The organism is Phycisphaerae bacterium, assembly GCA_012729815.1.
Classification (GTDB): Bacteria; Planctomycetota; Phycisphaerae; order JAAYCJ01; family JAAYCJ01; genus JAAYCJ01.
This window is the reverse complement of record JAAYCJ010000070.1, coordinates 1-18,717: the sequence shown is the minus strand read 5'-3', so window position 1 is coordinate 18,717 and position 18,717 is coordinate 1. Positions and strand designations below refer to the sequence as shown.

18 protein-coding genes, 1 tRNA gene and 1 pseudogene are annotated in these 18,717 nt (G+C 63.5%); 6 read left to right on the top strand and 14 right to left on the bottom strand.

Features of this window, described 5'->3' with window-relative positions; genetic code table 11:
* Positions 1-39: 39 nt before the first annotated feature.
* From GXY33_05320 to GXY33_05310, 3 genes are read right to left on the bottom strand one after another with little or no spacing between them, the layout of a single operon-like run.
* Positions 40-906, bottom strand: coding sequence for a sugar phosphate isomerase/epimerase (locus GXY33_05320; protein ID NLX04544.1), 867 nt, complete (start codon positions 904-906; stop codon positions 40-42).
* Between the two features lie 17 nt (positions 907-923).
* Entirely contained in the window at positions 924-1,952 is a 1,029-nt protein-coding gene (locus GXY33_05315; GenBank protein ID NLX04543.1) for a Gfo/Idh/MocA family oxidoreductase, read from the bottom strand.
* Positions 1,953-1,980: 28 nt separating this feature from the next.
* Positions 1,981-3,453 carry a hypothetical protein gene (locus tag GXY33_05310; protein NLX04542.1) on the bottom strand — a complete coding sequence of 491 codons (1,473 nt, stop codon included), beginning with the start codon at positions 3,451-3,453 and terminating at the stop codon, positions 1,981-1,983.
* Positions 3,454-3,690: 237 nt separating this feature from the next.
* Here GXY33_05310 and GXY33_05305 point away from each other — a divergent pair, with 237 nt between their 5' ends.
* On the top strand, positions 3,691-5,040 hold the full coding sequence (locus GXY33_05305; protein ID NLX04541.1) for a hypothetical protein: 1,350 nt from the start codon (positions 3,691-3,693) through the stop codon (positions 5,038-5,040).
* A gap of 65 nt (positions 5,041-5,105) precedes the next feature.
* Here GXY33_05305 and GXY33_05300 read toward each other — a convergent pair whose 3' ends face one another.
* The 7 genes from GXY33_05300 to GXY33_05270 all read right to left on the bottom strand — a co-directional run bounded on the left by GXY33_05300 (position 5,106) and on the right by GXY33_05270 (position 9,200).
* Positions 5,106-5,549, bottom strand: coding sequence for a hypothetical protein (locus GXY33_05300; protein ID NLX04540.1), 444 nt, complete (start codon positions 5,547-5,549; stop codon positions 5,106-5,108).
* Positions 5,550-5,552: 3 nt separating this feature from the next.
* Complete coding sequence (locus GXY33_05295; GenBank protein NLX04539.1) at positions 5,553-5,966, bottom strand: hypothetical protein; 414 nt, start codon at positions 5,964-5,966, stop codon at positions 5,553-5,555.
* Between the two features lie 171 nt (positions 5,967-6,137).
* Positions 6,138-6,938, bottom strand: a complete 801-nt coding sequence (locus GXY33_05290) for a sugar phosphate isomerase/epimerase (GenBank protein NLX04538.1) — start codon at positions 6,936-6,938, stop codon at positions 6,138-6,140.
* A complete protein-coding gene (locus tag GXY33_05285) occupies positions 6,935-7,126 on the bottom strand; it encodes a hypothetical protein (protein ID NLX04537.1) in 192 nt (63 codons plus the stop codon). The genes GXY33_05290 and GXY33_05285 overlap by 4 nt, the downstream gene beginning before the upstream one ends.
* Positions 7,123-7,971, bottom strand: a complete 849-nt coding sequence (locus GXY33_05280) for a hypothetical protein (protein NLX04536.1) — start codon at positions 7,969-7,971, stop codon at positions 7,123-7,125. The genes GXY33_05285 and GXY33_05280 overlap by 4 nt, the downstream gene beginning before the upstream one ends.
* A gap of 63 nt (positions 7,972-8,034) precedes the next feature.
* Positions 8,035-8,931 (bottom strand): creatininase family protein, encoded by an 897-nt coding sequence (locus tag GXY33_05275; protein ID NLX04535.1) that lies wholly within the window; start codon positions 8,929-8,931, stop codon positions 8,035-8,037.
* 14 nt (positions 8,932-8,945) lie between these two features.
* Complete coding sequence (locus tag GXY33_05270; protein NLX04534.1) at positions 8,946-9,200, bottom strand: hypothetical protein; 255 nt, start codon at positions 9,198-9,200, stop codon at positions 8,946-8,948.
* A 6-nt stretch (positions 9,201-9,206) separates the two neighbouring features.
* Between GXY33_05270 and GXY33_05265 the strand changes: the two are divergent.
* Positions 9,207-9,356, top strand: a pseudogene (locus tag GXY33_05265) (dicarboxylate/amino acid:cation symporter).
* A 4-nt stretch (positions 9,357-9,360) separates the two neighbouring features.
* On the opposite strand, the gene GXY33_05260 reads toward GXY33_05265, so the two are convergent.
* From GXY33_05260 to GXY33_05250, 3 genes are read right to left on the bottom strand one after another with little or no spacing between them, the layout of a single operon-like run.
* Positions 9,361-10,737 carry a hypothetical protein gene (locus GXY33_05260; GenBank protein NLX04533.1) on the bottom strand — a complete coding sequence of 459 codons (1,377 nt, stop codon included), beginning with the start codon at positions 10,735-10,737 and terminating at the stop codon, positions 9,361-9,363.
* The gene (locus tag GXY33_05255) at positions 10,734-11,906 is read right to left on the bottom strand and encodes a DUF819 family protein (protein NLX04532.1); all 1,173 of its coding nucleotides are present in this window, start codon (positions 11,904-11,906) and stop codon (positions 10,734-10,736) included. The genes GXY33_05260 and GXY33_05255 overlap by 4 nt, the downstream gene beginning before the upstream one ends.
* 16 nt (positions 11,907-11,922) lie before the next feature.
* A complete protein-coding gene (locus GXY33_05250) occupies positions 11,923-13,011 on the bottom strand; it encodes a hypothetical protein (protein NLX04531.1) in 1,089 nt (362 codons plus the stop codon).
* A gap of 407 nt (positions 13,012-13,418) precedes the next feature.
* Here GXY33_05250 and GXY33_05245 point away from each other — a divergent pair.
* Positions 13,419-13,492, top strand: a tRNA-Arg gene (locus GXY33_05245).
* A gap of 112 nt (positions 13,493-13,604) precedes the next feature.
* Here GXY33_05245 and GXY33_05240 read toward each other — a convergent pair.
* On the bottom strand, positions 13,605-14,237 hold the full coding sequence (locus GXY33_05240) for a hypothetical protein (GenBank protein ID NLX04530.1): 633 nt from the start codon (positions 14,235-14,237) through the stop codon (positions 13,605-13,607).
* A 216-nt stretch (positions 14,238-14,453) separates the two neighbouring features.
* On the opposite strand from GXY33_05240, the gene GXY33_05235 reads away from it, so the two are divergent.
* The 3 genes from GXY33_05235 to GXY33_05225 all read left to right on the top strand — a co-directional run.
* Positions 14,454-15,212, top strand: a complete 759-nt coding sequence (locus GXY33_05235) for a DUF374 domain-containing protein (protein NLX04529.1) — start codon at positions 14,454-14,456, stop codon at positions 15,210-15,212.
* 99 nt (positions 15,213-15,311) lie between these two features.
* Positions 15,312-17,837, top strand: a complete 2,526-nt coding sequence (locus GXY33_05230; protein NLX04528.1) for a hypothetical protein — start codon at positions 15,312-15,314, stop codon at positions 17,835-17,837.
* Positions 17,834-18,717 (top strand): DUF4838 domain-containing protein (locus GXY33_05225; GenBank protein ID NLX04527.1); only part of this gene is annotated, 884 nt, incomplete at its 3' end. The genes GXY33_05230 and GXY33_05225, both read left to right, overlap by 4 nt.

Below are 18,717 nucleotides of genomic sequence, written 5' to 3'. Positions count from 1 at the left end.
ATGTAATGTCCCAGCGGCAATCCCGTCGAGCGGCGCCAATCATGGATTCGGCACAAACGCTCCGCCGCGGCAGTGTTTCAAATAGTTCAGCGCATGAACCTGTCCGGTCATCTCCAGTTCGTCGCGATAGATCGGATCGTGCCAGCCTTCGATATCGATGCAACCCTCAAAACCGATCAGCCGCAGCTCCGAGATGATGTCGGTCCAGTTGCTGTCGCCGAAGCCCGGCGTCCGGTGGTAGGCGAACGGAACGGGCCCGGCGATGCCGTACTCGCGGATCACATCATGGCGGACCGTGGCGTCCTTGCCGTGAATGTGGAAGAACCGACCGCCGTACTTGCGGATCTGCGGCATCGGATCGACCAGGGCGACCAACTGGTGGCACGGCTCCCACTCCAGCCCGATGTTGTCGAACGGCACCGCGTCAAACAGCATCTCCCAGTAGTGCGGAATCGTCGCCATGTTCCATGTGCTGGCGCAGTTCTCGAACGCCAGCCGCACGCCCTTGTCTTTGGCCCGGCGGGCCAGCGGCTCGAAGATTTCCTTGAACCGCGGCATGCATTTGTCGACCGGCTCGCCGACGATCCGCCCGCTGAACCCGGTGACCAGGTCGCTGCCGAACAGGTGGGCATGGTCGATGCACGCCTCCCAGCCGCGGCGAGTCTCCTCGTCGATCGCCTCGACGCCCAGCGGGTTGCCGAACACCGACACCGTCGAAATCTTGACGTCCCGACCCCCGATGGCCTCGCGGACCTCCGCCGCCAGCTTCTTTAAGTCGCAATCGCCCAGCTTCTGCCAGAACGTGACCGACAGCGACTCGAACCCGTGCGGTAAAATCTTGCGCATGTAGTCGGCGCTCGCGCCCGCCAAAGTCCCGATCCGAATGTCCTGTGCATTTTTGTCCATGTGTCTGGAGCCTTTCCTTAGAATTGAATGCGTACAACCTGGCCGGCTTGGGCGCTTTCGATCGCGCCGAATACCATGGCCAAACTCTTGATGTTGTCCGTACCGACCGTTTCCGGCGTCGTGTGCCGCCGCAGGGATGTGACGAACTCCCTGATGATGCTCTCGTGGCCGAGGGTTTTGCCCGCACCATCGACCGCGGGGATTTCGACGGCCTCCTGCTTCGACAGGAATCCGCTGTTCGGAATCCCCCGTTGGGCGTGCAGGCCTTCCGCCCCGTCCCAGCGGGCGCTGCCATTCTGGCCGACGAACCGCCATTCGCTCTCCCAGGTGGTGTTGAGGCCCTCGGCGCACCAACTGCCGCGATAGGTGAAGACGACGCCGTTGTCGAATTCGAAGATGGCCACGGCGGACGATCCGTGCCGATACCACGAACCGGAGGGATTCCATTCCCGGCAGTAGACCGAAACCGGATCGGCGCCGATCATGAACCGAGCGGCGTCAAAAGTGTGGATCGCCATGTCGAGCAGCAACACGTGCTCCATCTGGTCGCGGAACCCTCCGAAGTGGGCTCCGATGTAGAAGTCGGCGTTCACCGTGGTCAGATTCCCGATCCGGCCCGAGCGAAGAAACCGCTCCAGCCGACGGGGACCGGGCTTGTACCGGTAGTTCTGGACGACGGCGTAGAGCTTTTCGGCCTTCGTCGCCGCCTCGACCATCCGACGGGCATGCGCCATGGAATCCGCCATCGGCTTCTCGCTCAGCACGTGACAGCCGTGTTCGAGGGCAAGCATCGCGTTGGGGAAATGGGCCTCCGGGGTCGTGCAGTCGAAGAGCACCTCGGCCGACGTCTGCGCCAACACCGACTTCAGATCGCTGCCGATCGCAACCTGCGATAACCCGGCCTCCTGCGCCCGGCGCCGAGCCGCGTCCTGGCGAAGGTCAACCAGTCCCACGATCTTGACGTCGGGAAGCGTGCGGGCGATCGCCAGCCAGGTCTCGCTCATCCCGCCGCAGCCGGCCAGAACGGTTCGAAGCGGTTCTTGCATGGAACACTCCTTCAACGGCCAGAATCTCTTAAACGTCACGTCCATCACGGCGCAAGATCTGAATCGCCCCCGCCTCGATCCGCCAGGACCGGGACGGGACGGCGTGCAGTTCGTCCGCGGGAACATAGGTGTCCGTGGCGGCAACCTCCGCCGCCGTTCCGCCGTAGTTGGCCAATACCACAAAAGCCTCGCGATTGGCGAACGCCGAGGCCACCACGCCCTCCGGCAGCCGATGCGCGAAGAGGTCCGACTCGCCGATCTCCAGCCACGCCCACGTCCCGTCCTCCACCAAAGGCAAGTACCGCCGCAGCCACCGCGCGTGCCGTTCGCGATAGTCCGCCCGCGGCGGCACCGGACCCCACTCGCTGTAGATGTGCGGACCGTCCGGATGGGACTGGTGGTACTTCCACTTGGCTTCGTTGCGGCGGAACCAGTCGGTCATGTCATCCGCCGGCGCGCCCTGGTCGCGGTCCGGAGCGTACTCGACGCCGGGGATCAACGCCCGTTCGCCGGTGTACGGCCGACCGCCCTCCAGCAGCGGAAACTGCAAATACGGAATGGCGTGCACGTACGGCTCGTCGCCGGTCTCGAGCTGGATGTACGGAAACTGCACGCACGGCACCAGGTACGGCGGATGGTTCTTCGTTTCCCGCCGCAGCCGGTCCAGGCTGCCCACCCGGCCCTCGCCGACCCACAGGTAGTCGTAGACCTTCGCCTCGCCCACCAGCGGCCGCAGCGTCTCATCGGCATGATACTTGAGAATGCCGCCTCGCCGCGAAACCTCGGCGTAGATCAGTTGCAGCAGATCGGCCAGCGCCCCGTCGTACTCCGGAGTCTCATCGAACGCCGGAACCTCGTCGCCGGCCAACTCATGGACCGATTTCCTGGCGTTGTTGATATAGCCCGCGTCGTTGTACAACCCGTCGACCTCGAACTCATCGAGGATGCGTACGAGCCGCGGCAGCAGGTGGGCCCGCCAGCCGGGACTCGCCGGCGAGCACCGGGCCATGTTCCAGTAGCCGCTGAAGAAGAACTCGCCCGGACGCGACCATTCCTGGCGGAAGTGCGGATCGGTCCGCGTAAAGTAGCCGCTTGAGGCGTACGCGAGGATCTTCATGCCTCGCCGGTGCACCATGTCCACGAAGCGGCGAAAACCCTCCGGATTCATCGCGGTCAGCTTATGCCCGCCGAAGAGCCCCAGTTGATCGTTCCACTCGTCCATCACCTGGATCAGCCCGATGCCGTGGGCCTGGAGCCGGTCCAGCTCCACTTCGTCATACTCGTTGGGCGCCCAGCACTGCCGGCAGGGATACTCGCAGAGGTTATAGGCGCACTGGCCGGGCAGGTAGTTCGTCACCAGGTGCGTGCGCATGGCTGTGCGGATCGACCGGCGAAACGCCCCGATGTTCTCAAGCCGTCTGCGGTGATCCTGGGCTGTGTAGCTGCCAAGCACCGCCGGTGCGCCCGTCAACGTCGCCATCGGATCCGAACCGCTCGCCATCGTTCCATCTCCTCATCCAGCCAATGTCCGCACCATGATAGCCACGCAAGGCGGACAATGGAAAGGTGGGAAGCAGATTTTTCCACCGCCTGTGAACTTTCACCCAGCTTCACGGCCCGCTGTGGACCAGTGCGCAGAGCAGGCCTCAAAAAGGGCGAAAATACCGTTGGCACGCCGTTTGCTCATATGGAAACTTGGCAAGGCAAGCAATGGGGCTTATGATCTGGAGAGACAGTCATGACACGAAGAATTTCCGCGGTCCTGACGTTCCTTCTGCTGGCCACCCTGGCCGGATGCGGCACACCAACGGTAGCCGACCCAAACGGTCTTGACGATCCAAACGCCACGGACCCGAACGCAGCCGACCCGAACGCCGAGACCTGGACCGTCGCCCCGACCGGGAGCACAGCCCATCTGCTCCAACCCGCTGACCTGACCTACCGCGGGGCGTTCCGGCTGCCCGGCGAATCCGGCGGGTCGACCTGGGCCTGGGGCGGCTACGCCATGGCCTACCGTCCCGACGGCGACCCCAGCGGCCCCGCCGACGGCTGCACCGGCTCGCTCTACGGCACCGGTCACGCCCAGCAGTGCTACGTCTCGGAGATCAGCATCCCGGTTCCGGTGATCTCCGCCGCCAAGGACGTCAATGAACTGAACGTCGCCGAGACGCTTCAGCCGTTCACCGACGTCCGGGCCGGAGTGGGCCAGCTCGAAGTCCTCCAGGAGATCATCCGCGTCGGCTTGGCCTACCTGCCGCGACAGGGCGACCAGACCGCCGACAAGCTCTACCTGGCGTGGGGCGCGCACTTCCAGGAAGACGCCCAGAACGTCGCCTCGCACATGTGGTGCGACACGGACCTGACCAACTCGCGCGGCGCGTGGCGGATCGGCGACCACTCACTCTACAGCGTCAACGACTACATGTTCGACATCCCGCAGGCCTGGGCGACCGCCAACGTCGGCGGCAGACTGCTGGCGACGGGCCGGTATCGCGACGGCGGCTGGAGCGGCCAAGGCCCGGCCCTCTTCGCAATCGCCCCGTGGACTCAGGGCAACCCGCCGGCCCACAACACCGTCCTTGAGGCTACTCCGCTGCTGCTGTATTCCTCCACGTTCTATGAAGACCCGACGGACTACAAGATGGTCGGATACCACAACTCGGATGAGTGGGCGGGCGGGGCATGGCTCAGTGCGGGCGATCGATCGGCCGTGATCTTCGCTGGGACCAAGGGCACCGGAAACTGTTGGTACGGTCTGACCGACGGCACGGTCTGGCCGGATGAGGCGCCGTATCCGTCCGATCCTAACAACGAGCGCGGATGGTGGAGCACCTCGTTCGTCGCCCGCATCATCTTCTTTAACCCAGACGACCTGGCCGCCGTCGCCGCCGGCACGATGCAGCCGCGCGAACCGCAGCCGTACGCCTACCTCGACCTCGACGACCGCCTCTTCCACATCCAAAGAGCCCAACAGAAAGACCACCTCGGCGCGATCGCCTTCGACCGCGATCATGGCCTGCTCTACGTCTTCGAACCATTCGGCGACGACGAGCAGCCGATCGTCCACGTCTGGGCAATCAGCGGGTAGCCGGCGCGAAAAAGGGGACATTCTACTTTTTCGCCGCTGGCCTCGCGCCATGCTGTTACACGGCTCTACTCGAAAAAGTAGAATGTCCCCTTTTTCACATTCCACGGACTGTGCCGGATCTCTTCGAACAATTCGCCCAAGGTGAGTTCAGGACTGGTGAGAACGGCGGCGTCCGTGCCATACTGATCCTCAAGCTTGATGGCCAGGCGTTCGAACTCCATGTCATCGGCGATGCCACCCGGCGGATGGAGCGCTCGGTAGACGTCTATCAGCCGATCACTGGGGTCGAACCGAAGGCGCTCGCGACTCGGCAGACCGAACGCATTGGTGAACGAATCAAGAAAACTCCGGATGTCCTGTTTGGGGCTGTCCGGAAACCGCCGTTGCCATTGTCGGCCGGAGCAGGGGCGTTTCCGGTACTCGCGGAGACGCCTTCGTCGACCAAGTACGAGCGCCGCCGCATAGAGCACTCCCGTCAACAGGACACCAAGAAGGATCAAATACTGCAATTCTCATCTCTCCCTGTTCGCCTGCCCATCGGCTGCGGCAGCCGGAGTTGCGGGAGTCGGCTCCTCCAGCCGTTGCTGAGGCATCGCGTCCGATCGACCGCTCTGATAGGGTGAGGCGATCCCCGATTCGGGGTCGATGATGATCATCCTGTAATCGATGCGCGGGTCCGGACGGACGTGGACGATCTTGTAGTCGATGCTCGGATCAGGCGTGATGATCTTCAACGACCATCGGCTCTCAGCCGCCGGCAGAAGCGGATTCCGCCCAGGCCCGAAAGGTTGTTCCGTCGCCGCCAACACGAGCAAGTCGTCCGGAAAAACGGCGACAAACGGCTGCGTTTCGGATGACGATCTGCATCCAAGAACGGTCAGGACCAGAACGATCAGCAGTGCCCGATGCCGGATGATCTGTCCCATGTGCTTCACCTTTCCTCGGCGGACATCGTCGAACTGGTATTTCCGGAGACTATCATACTATGTATTCTCGCATCGTGCAAAGGGAGAAAAAAGGGGACATTCTACTTTTTCGCTTTCCCCGCTTTCTTGCCATCGCCAGAGCCGGTGCGGAAAAGTAGAATGTCCCCTTTTTCAGGAGATCAGGCGTTCGTGGACATAGCGGCCGTTGGCGAGGGTAACCGCGTCGGGATCGGCTTCGGCGCGGGGGGATTCGTCCTCAATCATGATCCAGCCGTCATAATCAGCCTCGCGAAGCACCGCGACGATCGCCGGAAAGTCGATGGTTCCGCAGCCCATCTCAGTCCATCCGCCGTCGGCGGCCGTGTCCTTGAAGTGGACGTGGCGGACCAGCGGGGCGAAGCTTTGAAACATCTCGACCGCCTCCATGCCGCCCTTGGCGATGTGGCCGGCGTCAGGAGCCAGGCCGACCGCGTCGGAGTCCAGACCATCGAGCAGAACGGCATAGTCCTCGCGGGTCCGGAAAACCGAGCCAGCGGGCGAGTTGGGGTGGAACGCGCAGACGATCCCGCGATCGACGGCCCGGCGGCCGACGGCATTGAAGCATGAGATCGCGTTGGCCTGGCGGCGGCGAAGATCGGTTCGGTCGGCGCCCGCCATCTGGCCCAGCGCCAGCAGCGTGCCGGGAAAGTGCCGCAGGTAGGCGAACGCCTTGTCGGCTTCGCGCCGTTCGTCTTCGGTCTCGTCCTCGTTCCGCCAATCGAGGACCAGGCACAGGGCCCCGAGTTTCAAGCCCGTCCGCTCAAGCTCACGGTGCATTCGGTCAGGGTCGTCGTAGAAGCCGCCCATCATGCAAATCTCGGCTTCGATGCCGCGCATGCCGGCTGCGGCCACCACGGACAGGATATGATCGATCCGGCCCGCATACCTCTCCGCCGACATCTGCCACGTGTAGGTCTGGCAGCCGAACTTCATGTGCCGATCCCATTCAGCGAGACCATGTATTCCTTCTTGTACCCCTTGGCCATCGCCCGCAACTCGCCGATGTTATCGATGACCTTGGCGAAGACGTCCAGGTACGTCTGCATGTCGGCTGTGCTCTTGGGCGCCATGGTCATCCGCTGATGGAAGTTGATCTCCTGCCGCACCAGGCGCTCGGTCACCGGCAGCGACACTTGTGCATAGTCCGGATGCTTCTCGGCCAGCGGGCAGAGGAACGGACAGCCCTTGCCGTAGAGGTTTCGCTCGCGGAACACCGGCCGCTGATGGATCGCCCCAATATCCAGATCGCCGCCGCCGTCGAACAGCCGCGAGTTGCCGCTGCTGGTGGTGTTGGTAACGGCCATCCGGACGTGTCGGTGCCCACCAGCAGGATGTTCCAGATGCCCTGCTCGTTCAGCAGCGTCGAGGCGTGCGGCGTCCAGGTCACCACCCAATCCTCCGGCCCCGCCGCCACCGGAGCGGGAATGTCGCAGTCACCGGTCGTGCCGAACCCGCCGCCGAGCGACTCTTCGACCATCTCGCGCCGCCAGACCTTGCCGCCGGGATTGAACTCGTCGCCGGCGGCTTCCGGGCCGGGCGCCTTGGGCGGACGCCACTGCCCCGGCTTGGGTGGAATCGGTTTCACCCGCGCCGCGATCTGCCGATACGCTGGGTAGTGCTCCGCGCACGGCCAGCCCGCCACAATGTACATGATCCGCAGCCCGATCCTCCGCGCCGCGGCGAAGAACGGCGCCATGTGCTCCTCGACCATGACCTTGCGGCGGGCGTTGAGCTCGTCGAAATACGGCTTGACCCGCGGCTCGCAGGTGTACTCCGGCGCGCCCGGATAACCCATCCCGGTGTTCGAGGTGTGCATGCAGATGATGGCCGTGTTGGCCGTGGTCAGGGCGAGTGCAATTTCCTTCTCACCCTCGTACGTCCTGGCCGGCGTCGCCGCCGACCAGTCGGCCCCGCGCCGGGCGTAGTACCGCGCGGGAAGCGAAAATGCTCTGGCGTGATCGGTCATGAGGAAATCCTGTCTCAATACGGTTCTACTCTCGACAAGCCGCTCGCCCGGAGTCTCGCCCTGTCATCGTTGCGGTGACCATGCTTTGACTTTCTTGCTCAGTTGCCTGACGCTGTAGTCGATGATCGTCCGGCCGTACTCGACGCTCGCCTGCCGCGGATCCATCTCAGCCATCGCGTTCCACAGTTCCTTCTTTTCAGCGCGGTAGCCGCTCTCCGGATCGAGAAACGGCGATGAGAGGTATGCGCCGGGGATGGTGTCTTTCGACTTCGGCAGCTTCTCCCGGTGAACGTTCTCGCCGTTCGACTCCAGCAGGATCGACGTCTCGATCTTGTCCGCGTGCAACGGCAGATCCTTGAGGTTCGGCTCGATAGCCCGCGCCTCGACCAGATACGCAAACACCTCGACCCGCGGGACCGGCCGAAGAACCGTCCGCTTCGCCTGCTCCGCAAACAGCTTCGCCGCCTGGCCGCAGAACGACGTCGTCGGCCCATGTCCGGGAAGCATGGCGATCGCGCCAAACCCGTACGAGGCGATTTCCATCAGAACCAATCCCAAATGCCGCACGAAGTGCTCCGCCTGCTCGTCATAGGTCAACGGGATTTCGTTCTTCCCGGACTCGCCCTTCGCGCCGCGCGGCTCTTGCGTGCCGTAAACGAACAGCGGCGACTGACTCCCGGTCAGCCTCATCTCCCGCCGATACCGCCGATGCCACTCCGCCCGATGCTCCGCCAGCCGGTAACGCACGTCGCCATAGACCACCGGCGGAAACACCACGCCTCCCGCCTTGCGGGCCGTCCGAATCGCCAGGTGCTCGACCGTCATCGCGTCGGTGCCGAACGGCAGATGCCCGCCGTGCCACTCCAGCGCGCCGACCGGCAGATACGCCATCGAACGCCGCTCGCAGCGCCACACCACTTCGGATGGAACCATGTAATAGAATCGCACTTCAGCCGCCATAACCGTCCTCTCGATCAGACCTCGATGCCCTCGCGCTGCGCCACCGCGCGGATGTGATCAGCCGCCAGATCGTACTCCTGCTCCGACGGCAGATGCTCCATCATCAGCGGAACCTCATGCCGCAGGCCGTCGAGCGCGTGAAGATAGGCTGCGTAGTCCAGATGTCCCGACCCAGGCCGCACCTCCCTTAAGATCACGCTGATCGACGGTTCCTCCAGCCAGACGTCCTTGGCGTGGGCCGAGACGATCCGGTCCCCGAACAACGCCACGCATTGCCGATCGAGGCCCTGCCCATCATCTCGATGGTCGGCGCCCTGGTCGATCCTCCGGCGACGATGGTCAACGCGGTCGGTGACAACGTCTCCAGCATGATGGTTTCCCGCTTTCTGGACGGGAAGCAGTGGATGAAAGGAAACAGGGAGTAAGGCCTCACCTCGATAGGATTCTCACGGAGGCAAGCCGGTCAAGCAGAGAGCCCTTCGTTGACCCCTCTCCCAGGTGCAGTTCGGCAACGCTCGTGCGGTTGATCACTCGAACAACTTCCGAGAAACCAAGCCTCTGACGGTAGCCCCACGCCGAATGCACGATGTACGGCCGACCGTCGACCATGCCCAGAAACATCGCAACGTGACTGTGGTTCCTGAACTTGAGGATGGTGATCCCGCCGACACCCCGGGCCTTGAGAAGCCCGAGTTTCTCTTGCGGCGCAGCGGCCTGAGCGAAGTCGGCGAGGAGCGTTCCGACCTGACACTGATCGCCCGAGTTTCTCGGCAGCGCCATACCGACCGTCGCGAAGACCTCCTGGAGAAATCGCGAACAATCCTGCTCGCCGTACTGGCCTCCCCAGCCGTACGGCGTGTCAAGCAGCTCGAACGCCTGCTCGATCACCACGCGCGGGGTATACGGTCGGAAACCCCGGTGAACGTCACAGGATCGCACATAGGCGTCCTTGGCCGTGAAGGAGCCGTCGTCGTTTCTGAACGGTATCACCACGCCAACGACGTCGCTGCTCTCCCGAGGGCCAAGAGGGAGCGCAACGCCCATTCGGATGTACTCGTGGAACTCCGTCAGCGACTCATCGAGGAACACGTCGGTCTTGGCCCGCGTCGCGACCACAAAGGAAGAATCCCGGCGGGTCAGATAATCCCTCAACTGCTCCAACGAACACAAGACGACATGATCCGCCTCGACCCAGCCGGCGCTCAAGTCGCTCTGGACGTAGTACCATTTTCCGCCGGCGCTTTCGTGAAGAACGGCAACGGCGGTCCCGAGATCCAGAGCGCTGTTCTGGAGTTCATCAAAGTCGATGTCGCCCGCAATGGCGTAAAGGCTCCGCGCCGTCGGCAGCAGACGCTGGTCCGCGAATCGCAGGACCAGGCCGTACCTGACATCCACATCGCAGGAGATCGATCTGAGATTCATGTTCCGCTGAAGCGGACCGTAGAATTGCTCTGCCGCCTTGCGCCCGTTGCCCATCAAAAGCGGCCGCTCGCGCAGACGGGCGAGTTGGTCCTCCAGTGAGGTTCTCAATTCCTCCCCGGGCACGCTGGCTGGAAACCCGGCGATGTCCTTTGTCAGCTTCAGGTCGTTGCGGATATGAGCGTTCACATCGGCGATCTGCTCGGCGGAGAAGATCGTCTCGTCGGGACAGGGATGGCGGCCGATCCAGAACCCAGCCGTCTTCATCGACCGGGTCGTGTGCGGCAGTTGGCTTGGAGACGCATGGTAGAGCTTTTCGCGGCACGCGCATCCCGCGAGAGTGGCGGCGAAGCAGAAAGGCAACACGAACGTCACGAGAGGTTTCATAGCTGACTCACCATCCTGCACAACTGGCTGCAAACGATTCCCAGATAGGTCCCCAGGATGCCTCCAACGATCGCCATGAGCAGCCCCACGGTAACCAGGGCCGGCTGATAGACCCCCGCGACGACGGGCGCCGACGCGGGCCCGCCGATATTCGCCTGACTGGCGGTGACCATCAGGAACATCGGCGCCCGGAGCAGCCGCGAGGCGGCCAGCAGGAGCAGCGCGTGAATCGCCACCCACGTAAACCCGGCAACGACCAGAATTGGCACCGACATCATGTCCGCCAGATTCGCTCTCGCCCCGATGGCGGCCAGAACCAGGTACAGCAGCCCGTATCCCAGTTTCGACGCGCCGAACGGCTCCAGCCTCCTTACCGGCGTGAATGACAGGCCCACGCCCAACGCGGTGACGATCAGAATCGTCCACGTATACGTGGAGACGAGATTCCGGACCTCCGGCAGCGCCGCTCCCATCCAGGCGGCGACCCACGCCCCGGCGAACCCGACCGCGAAGATCACCACGGCGTGCTTGAGCGTCAGAGCACTCGTTCGAGTCTTCTCGGAAGATGAGAGCTTGCGGTTCAGTTCCTCCATGACCTGTGTGTTCGAACGGTTCCAGCGGTCGTAGAGGGACTGAAACTTGGCCAGCGCGATGAGCAGCCCCATCCAACTGTAGGCGACAATCGTGTCAACAACGATGATGGGCGCCAATATCTCTTCGGGCGTGCCGATCCCCTGTTGGACGGCGACCATGTTCGCGCTGCCGCCGATCCACGATCCCGAAAGGGCGCCGAACCCCAACCAGATGTCCGCGGGAAGCCACGGCTGGAACAGCAGCAGGACCGTCGGCCCGCCCAAAACAATCCCGGCGCTTCCGACAAGCAACATCGCCAGGGCGATTTTGCCAAGTCTCAGAATGGCGCGAATATCCACCGAGAGGAGCAGCATCACCAGGCTCACCGGCAAGAGGTGCCGCGAGATGAACGGATACACCTCGCTCTGCTGGGGAATGACGCCCAGCGTCGTCGCGACCATGGGCAAAAAGTAGATCCAGAACATCGGCGGAAGAACGTTGAAGAATCGTTTCGTCGGCCCGTACTCAGCCAGGTAAAATATGCCCCCTTCGATGACCAGCAGTGCCGTGACAACGCCGAACGGGTCGGTGATCAATTTCGCAGTGCTCCGATCAAGTGATGGTTTTTCCGGTCCGCGGCGACGGGTCAATAATCAACTGCGGCCCGTCGATTTTGATAGGGTCGAAGTTGTTTCGATGGTGCAGGAAATGTATCGAATCCAGATCGATGTAATCGAAGTCGCCCGTGCCCGCGGCACAGAAGATCCCCGCTGAGAGCCCCACCATCGTCTCCGTCATGCATCCGACCATCAATTTGAGTCGATGTTTCCTGGCCATCTTGATCATGTCGGCGGATTCCGCGATGCCGCTCTTGGCGAACTTGATGTTGATCCCGTCGCCCAGGCCATACCGGACCGCCGCCGCCAGATCCTCCGTGTCGAACACGGTTTCGTCGAGAATGATCGGAACGGGCGATCGGTCCCGGACATAGGCCAGGCCGTCATAGTCGCCTTTCGGCAGCGGCTGTTCGATCAACTCGATCTTGTACTGGTGCTTCTCGATGGCATCGATGAATCGCTGGAACGTGTTTCGCCGGTAGCCCTGATTGCCGTCCAGCCGCAGCACGAACCGATCGGTATGGTCGTTCAGGAATCGCTGCACCGCCCCGATCAGACGGCTGTCGTCGGCCAGATTCCCGCTGACCTTGAGTTTGAACGTCCGGAATCGCTTGCCGGCGGCAAATCGTAGCCACTTGTTCAGGACGTCGTCCTCGGTGATGAACGGTATGGTGATATCCGTCTCCAGCCGTTGGAGGCGTCCGCCCCAGAAGGCGTGCTCGCAGACCCCCTTGCACGTCAGCGACGCCCGAAACAACGCCGTCTCCAACCCCGACATGGTCATCGGAGTCGTCCTGAACCGTTTGCGGAGCGATCGGATCTTCTCCGGGTACTCATGCACCGGCGTGCCGACCAGATCCGGAACAACCTTGTCCAGAACCCGCTTGATTGCGGGTATCGTCTCATTCCGGATCGCAAAACTCGTCGGAACTTCGCCGAAGGACGACTCGCGCTGCCCGCCGCAATCAAAGCCGACCCGTACGATGACGCTTCTCGCGCAGTGCTTTCTTCCCAGCGACGTCGAGAACACGGTTCGCAGCGGTCGTGATATCTCCCGGAAGTGAATGTCCTTGATCAAATTCATGCACGCTGTCCTTCTGACACCAACACAGTGGTATACCTGACCCCTCATCCTCGACGCAACCCCAAAGTGACCGCATCCCTGATGGAGCCCAATGGGTTCTGATCGCCACACAAACAAGACGCGGCTTGACCGACATCTCGTCGACATTGGGCGGGTTGACCCCAGTGAAGCTTGCGCCGCCTGCTCGTGATCCCGCGGCAGAGCCTTCGGCCCGTCCGAACCAAAGTAGCACAGCCGGCCCCTGATCCTCTTGCAGTATGGGCCCGTGGGATGTAAAGTAAGCGGAAACTTGTTGATGCGGCTTGCTTCTTTGTAAGCGACATTGGCCGTGGAATACGGCCTCGACGCCAGAGACACAACCAGCAAAAAGCCGATTGCCGCGCAAGTGCTTGGAATATAATTGAGTTGCGCCCGTAGCTCAGTAGGACAGAGCAACGGTTTCCTAAACCGTAGGTCGCAGGTTCGAATCCCGCCGGGCGCGTTCCTTCCTCACGCATGCCCCCTTCGGCCTCGTCAGCCGCCGTGGGCGGCCGATTGACCGGAAAAGACGCACAAACGCCTCAATCAGGCTCGGAACCCCTTCCGCCGACACCTCACCCCACAAGGTGCGGCCGAACCACCTCCGCCATCCGGCAATACGCCTCAAACGTGATGTGCAGCCCGTCCGGCTGGGAGAACTCCGCCGCCAGTTGGCCGCTCCCATCGCGGACCGCCGCGTGGTAGTCCAGGAAAAACAACCCCTCATCGCCCGCCGCCGTCTCCCGCAGCACCTCGTTGATCCGCACGATCTTCTCCAGATACTGGACCCGACCGTCACCGTTCGGCACCGCCCGCAACGGTAGAATGCTCGACAAACCCACCTCAATCCCCCGTTCCCGCATCATCCCCGCCAACGCCTGAATGTGCGCGATAATCCGCTCTTCCGTCTCTTGAATCCCATTGATCCCGATCAGCATGAACACCCGCTGCGGCGAGTACGCGAACACGTCGTCCTCCATCCGATAGCGCAAACCGTACACGCTGTCGCCCCCGATCCCGCGATTCAGAATCGAATGGTTCGGAAAAAACTCCTGCACCGGCCACGCCGCCGTAATCGAGTCGCCGTAAAACACGTTCCGCACCGACCCGACCGAACTCCGCAGCCGCCGGAACTGCTCCACCTCCGCGTACCGCGGATACGTCGCATAGAACTTCAAAATACTCTCGGTATGCTCTTTCTCAAACATGCTCATCGCTCCTGCCCAATATTCATGGACGCTCTGTCGTCCGCCGCCCGTCGCAGGCACGCTCCCGCGCGATCCCGGGCCGCAGCCAGGACGGCGATTGTACGCTCCCTGCCACCCCGCAGGAAACCCGAATCCCCTTGAATTCCACCGCCGATCCATCTCTAATGATCCCGGCGGATAACCCGTCCCGTGGAATCCAGGAAGGCCAGCCTCCCTATGACGCCAGCAACCCAGGGCCTCCGAGCCTTGCTCAAATACCAGCTCCTGCCCCGACTGATCCACTGGACCGTCTCCGGCTGGATCGGAACCCTCGACCTGCGATTCGTCGCCGACGATCCCCCGTCCCTCCCGCACCGCGCGACCCGGCCCTACCTCTACGCCTTCTGGCACGAGACACTGCTCGTACCCCTGGTCACCCACGCCGACGTCGCCGTGCCCCTGATCTCCAAAAGCGCCGACGGCGAACTGGCCACCAGGGTCCTCGCCCGATTCGGCGGCGTCGCCGTCCGAGGCTCCACCGACCACGGCCGCAAAGACCGCGGCGGCCGCGAAGCCTTCTGGGAAATGACCCGCCTCGGAACCCAGCAACATCTGGCCGTCACCGTCGACGGGCCCGTCGGCCCGCGACGAGTGGCCTCAAAGGGGGCCGTGGGCATCGCACGACGCTCCAGAATGCCGATCGTACCCGCCGGAATCGCCTTCACGCGATCCTGGACCGTCGGACCCGCCGACCGCTGCCTCCAGATCCCCATCCCGTTCACCAGGGCCTTCGTCGTCATCGGCCGGCCCCTCGACACCGCCCGTCTGAGCCTCGAAGAAGGCACCCAACGCCTCCAGCAAGCCCTCGACGCCGTCCAGACCCGCGCCGAACGCATCGCCCAATCCCCCGCCGACCGACCCCGCACCTGCTCCCTCACCCAAATCCGCCGAACCGATAGCCCCACCATCCACCCGAAACCATCGGACACCCCTTGACACCCGCCGCCCTTTCCGCAAACTTGTGCACTGTCTCATTGGAGCATTTGTGGATGGGCTGACGGCCGAACTGCGTCTCAGCGAACGGAGCGACAGACAATGGATGATCAGGCGGTGAACTTCGGAGCCGTCTCAGCCGACGACTGGGGACGCATCGGCGATGAAGACCCGTGCGTGCCCCTCTCGGTCCTCTACGAATACGGCCAAATCGACCTGCTTCACCAGGGCGGCGGCGTCACCGCGCCACCACTCGTCTGGGGCAAAACAACCTTCCAGGGAACCGACGCCGTCTGGGGCGTCGCCGTCGACTGGGTCAAAGACCTCCTCGCCAACCGCCAATTCACCTTCATCTTCCGCTTCGACGAACTGCCGGACCTGATCCTGGCTGACCGCCACATCGTCTGGTCCCGCAGCCGCGATATGGCCAACGGCGGCAAAGTCATCTTCTCCTACGTGCCAGACCGCGACGGCCCGGCCCGCCTCGCCTTCCTCAAGGACCGCCGCTATCGCCCCGACGATCAACCCTCCGGCGGCATCCGCTTCGCCGAATTCTCCGCCTGCCTCGACCGCGGGCCCGCCGAGCCGGTCGCCTGCGACACCTACGATCAACTCGACTCCCTGACCGTCACCAAGATCCCTCCGCTCCTGGTCAACCGCGACTACTTCCAAGCCCCGCTCGTCGAACCCGACCTTACCCCGGTCGCCCCACAACCCTATCCGACGATGGACGTCGTGATCGTCCACGAAGGCATCGAATCCTACCTGCCCGCCATCGCCGTCTACTCCAACGCCTCGCCACAGGCCGTCCGCCACCAGATCGACCTGATCCCGATCCTCGAAGCCGCCGGTATCGACGGCGTCCACCTCTACCACCTCCCGGACGAACTCCTCGAAGCCCTCGCCAACTCCAAGCTCCGCGCCTTCATCGTCCCGACCTGCGGGGCCGGCGAGTGGTGGGGTCCGTGCGGATCCGAGTCCCACGCCACCCGGCCGCAGTACGCCGCCGGTCTGACCATGGCCAACCGACTCCTCGACCGCATCGACGACTGCCGCGTCTACATCTGGTTTCCCGAAGTCGAAGACCGCGAACGCGACCTGTTCAAAAGCCCCGCCATGAAAAACAAAATGGCCCAGGTCCAGTTCGGCCGCGGAACCGTCCGCTACGACGACACCACCGACAACGAATTCTGGGTCGAACGCACGATCGTCGAAGCCAACCGCAAATGGAAAGACGAGCTGTGGAACAGACTCAACGACCCCGCCCGCTGCACCGCCATCTACCAGGCCGGCAATCCCTTCGCCGTCGCCCACTTCGCCGCCGGCGGAGCCGAAATGACCGTCAACAAAGCCATCTTCCGCGGCTGCTTCAACGCCACCGTCGCCGCCGGTCGCGGCGCCGCCAAAGCCCACAACCTCCCGCACGGCTTCGACTACGACCCGTGGAGCTGGCGATTCCGCATGAACCACCACCCGCTCGAGTGGCGACAGGGCCTGCGGGTCTACCTCCACGCCGGTGCCAAATTCCTCTTCCACGAAGGCACCCTCTTCCGCCGCGACGCCGACGGCCGCGTCAAACCCACCGAAACCGGCCGCGAATTCTGCGACGCCGCCCGCTACGCCCGCCGCCATCCCACACTCGGCCCGCAGATCGTCAAAATGGCCGCCATGCACGGCGCCGGCGAATGGTCCCACCTGCGTCTGCCGCGCTTCATGCCGCAGCTCCAACAGGACATCAATCCTCCCGACTGGGAAGTCCTGCGCTACCGCGACTGGAAACTCCTCGACGTCTTCTTTCCCAAAATCGGCGGCTACATGAGCGGCCGCTTCGACCGCCTCATGACCGGCACGCCCTACGGCCCGCTCGACGTCATCCCGTGGGATACGCCGCTCGAAACGATGAAGGACTACGAGTTCGTCTGCGCCCTCGGCTCCAACGGCTGCGTGCCGCGACAGCTCGAAACCTTCATCCGCTACGCCGAAACCGGCGGCCGCCTCGTCCTCGCCCTCGGCCAGCTTCGCGATCAAAGCCTCGAACCGCGCCAAATCATCCAAGCCGACCTCCGGCCGCTCGCCGGCGTCATCGTCGATCCGCAGACCAACCGCGTCACCCTCGACGGCGGCGAAATCATCCACCGCTTCCCGGACGGTTCCATGATCGTCCGCCACCGGCCCGGACGCGGCGAAGTCATCCTCTTCACCACCTACGCACTGACCACCCTCGGCGAAGATCAGCCGCGGCGAATCCTCCGCCAGCTCGGCGAACGCGCCCGCTTCGTCCAATTCGAACCCTTCTCCGACTGGCTCGAAGTCATGGCCAACCGCAAAGGCCGCAGCGTCTGCCTGAGCCTCTTCCATCACGGCCAGATCGGCTTCCCCTCAGGCACCGGCCAAAAAGACCCGCCGTGGCAGGGCACGGTGCGGATCGACCTGGCCAAGCTCGGCCTCGATGCCGATGTCATCGCCAAACGGGTCGAAAACGGCTGCACATTGGCCGATGCGCCCGCCCGCATCGAAAACAATCAACTCGTCTTCCAGCCCACCATTGACCTCTTCGCCGAATTCGTCCTCGGCCCAGCCGACCGCGTCGAGCACGACTTCTACGCCGACCAGGAGCCAAACGCATGATCCCCGATCTCGTGATCGCCGAAAACGGCCGCAGCAACTACGCCATCGTCGCGCCCGCCGAGGGCGACTTCGCCGCGACCCAACTGCGCCAATACCTCGAATCCATCACCGGCGCCGTGCTGCCCATCGCCCGAAGCGCCGACCGCCCCTCCATCCGACTGCGCAAAAACGGCGACTCGGATCGCGACCGCTTCGCCGTCCGGGTCGAACGAAGCGACGTCGTCATCGAAGGCGCCAACTGGCGAAGCATCCTCTACGGCGTCTACGCCTTTCTCGAAACCTGGTGCGGCGCCCGCTTCTTCTCGCCGCAGTTCGAACTTGTTCCACAGCGGTCCAAGCTCGCCATCCCAGCCGAGTCTCGACTCGAGCGAACCGCCGACTTCCAACTCCGCCAGATCCGCCTCGAACTCTCCTTCGACGCCGAAACCGTCGACTGGGCCGCCAAACAGGGCTTCAACAGCATCACAGCCGATTTCTGGCTCTGGGAAAAACCCCAAGCCCCCGACGTTATCGAAGCCGCACGCGCCCGCGGCCTCATGACCGACGCCTCCGGCCACGGCATGTTCCATCTCCTGCCCGCCGCCGACCACTTCAACCACCATCCCGAATGGTTCCCCCTCGTCAACGGCCAGCGAATGCCCATGCGACACACCGGCGACAACCTCTGCTACGCCAACCCCCAAGCCGTCGACGCCCTCGCCGACAACCTCCTCGCCTTCTGCCGCCGCTTCCCGCAAATCCAAAACGTCAACCTCTGGCCCGGCGACGGCGGATACATCTGCGCCTGCCCGCAATGCCGCGCCAAACCCTTCATGGAACTCTACTCCGCCGCCATCCGCCGAATGGCCGACCGCGTCCGCGCCGAACGCCCCGACCTCCG

Bases quoted from the DNA above. Each gene is read 5' to 3' on its own strand.
- GXY33_05320 (NLX04544.1), bottom strand. From the start codon at position 906: ATGGACAAAAATGCACAGGACATTCGGATCGGGACTTTGGCGGGCGCG.
- GXY33_05315 (NLX04543.1), bottom strand. From the start codon at position 1,952: ATGCAAGAACCGCTTCGAACCGTTCTGGCCGGCTGCGGCGGGATGAGC.
- GXY33_05310 (NLX04542.1), bottom strand. From the start codon at position 3,453: ATGGCGAGCGGTTCGGATCCGATGGCGACGTTGACGGGCGCACCGGCG.
- GXY33_05305 (NLX04541.1), top strand. From the start codon at position 3,691: ATGACACGAAGAATTTCCGCGGTCCTGACGTTCCTTCTGCTGGCCACC.
- GXY33_05295 (NLX04539.1), bottom strand. From the start codon at position 5,966: ATGGGACAGATCATCCGGCATCGGGCACTGCTGATCGTTCTGGTCCTG.
- GXY33_05290 (NLX04538.1), bottom strand. From the start codon at position 6,938: ATGAAGTTCGGCTGCCAGACCTACACGTGGCAGATGTCGGCGGAGAGG.
- GXY33_05280 (NLX04536.1), bottom strand. From the start codon at position 7,971: ATGACCGATCACGCCAGAGCATTTTCGCTTCCCGCGCGGTACTACGCC.
- GXY33_05275 (NLX04535.1), bottom strand. From the start codon at position 8,931: ATGGCGGCTGAAGTGCGATTCTATTACATGGTTCCATCCGAAGTGGTG.
- GXY33_05260 (NLX04533.1), bottom strand. From the start codon at position 10,737: ATGAAACCTCTCGTGACGTTCGTGTTGCCTTTCTGCTTCGCCGCCACT.
- GXY33_05250 (NLX04531.1), bottom strand. From the start codon at position 13,011: ATGAATTTGATCAAGGACATTCACTTCCGGGAGATATCACGACCGCTG.
- GXY33_05240 (NLX04530.1), bottom strand. From the start codon at position 14,237: ATGTTTGAGAAAGAGCATACCGAGAGTATTTTGAAGTTCTATGCGACG.
- GXY33_05235 (NLX04529.1), top strand. From the start codon at position 14,454: ATGACGCCAGCAACCCAGGGCCTCCGAGCCTTGCTCAAATACCAGCTC.
- GXY33_05230 (NLX04528.1), top strand. From the start codon at position 15,312: ATGGATGATCAGGCGGTGAACTTCGGAGCCGTCTCAGCCGACGACTGG.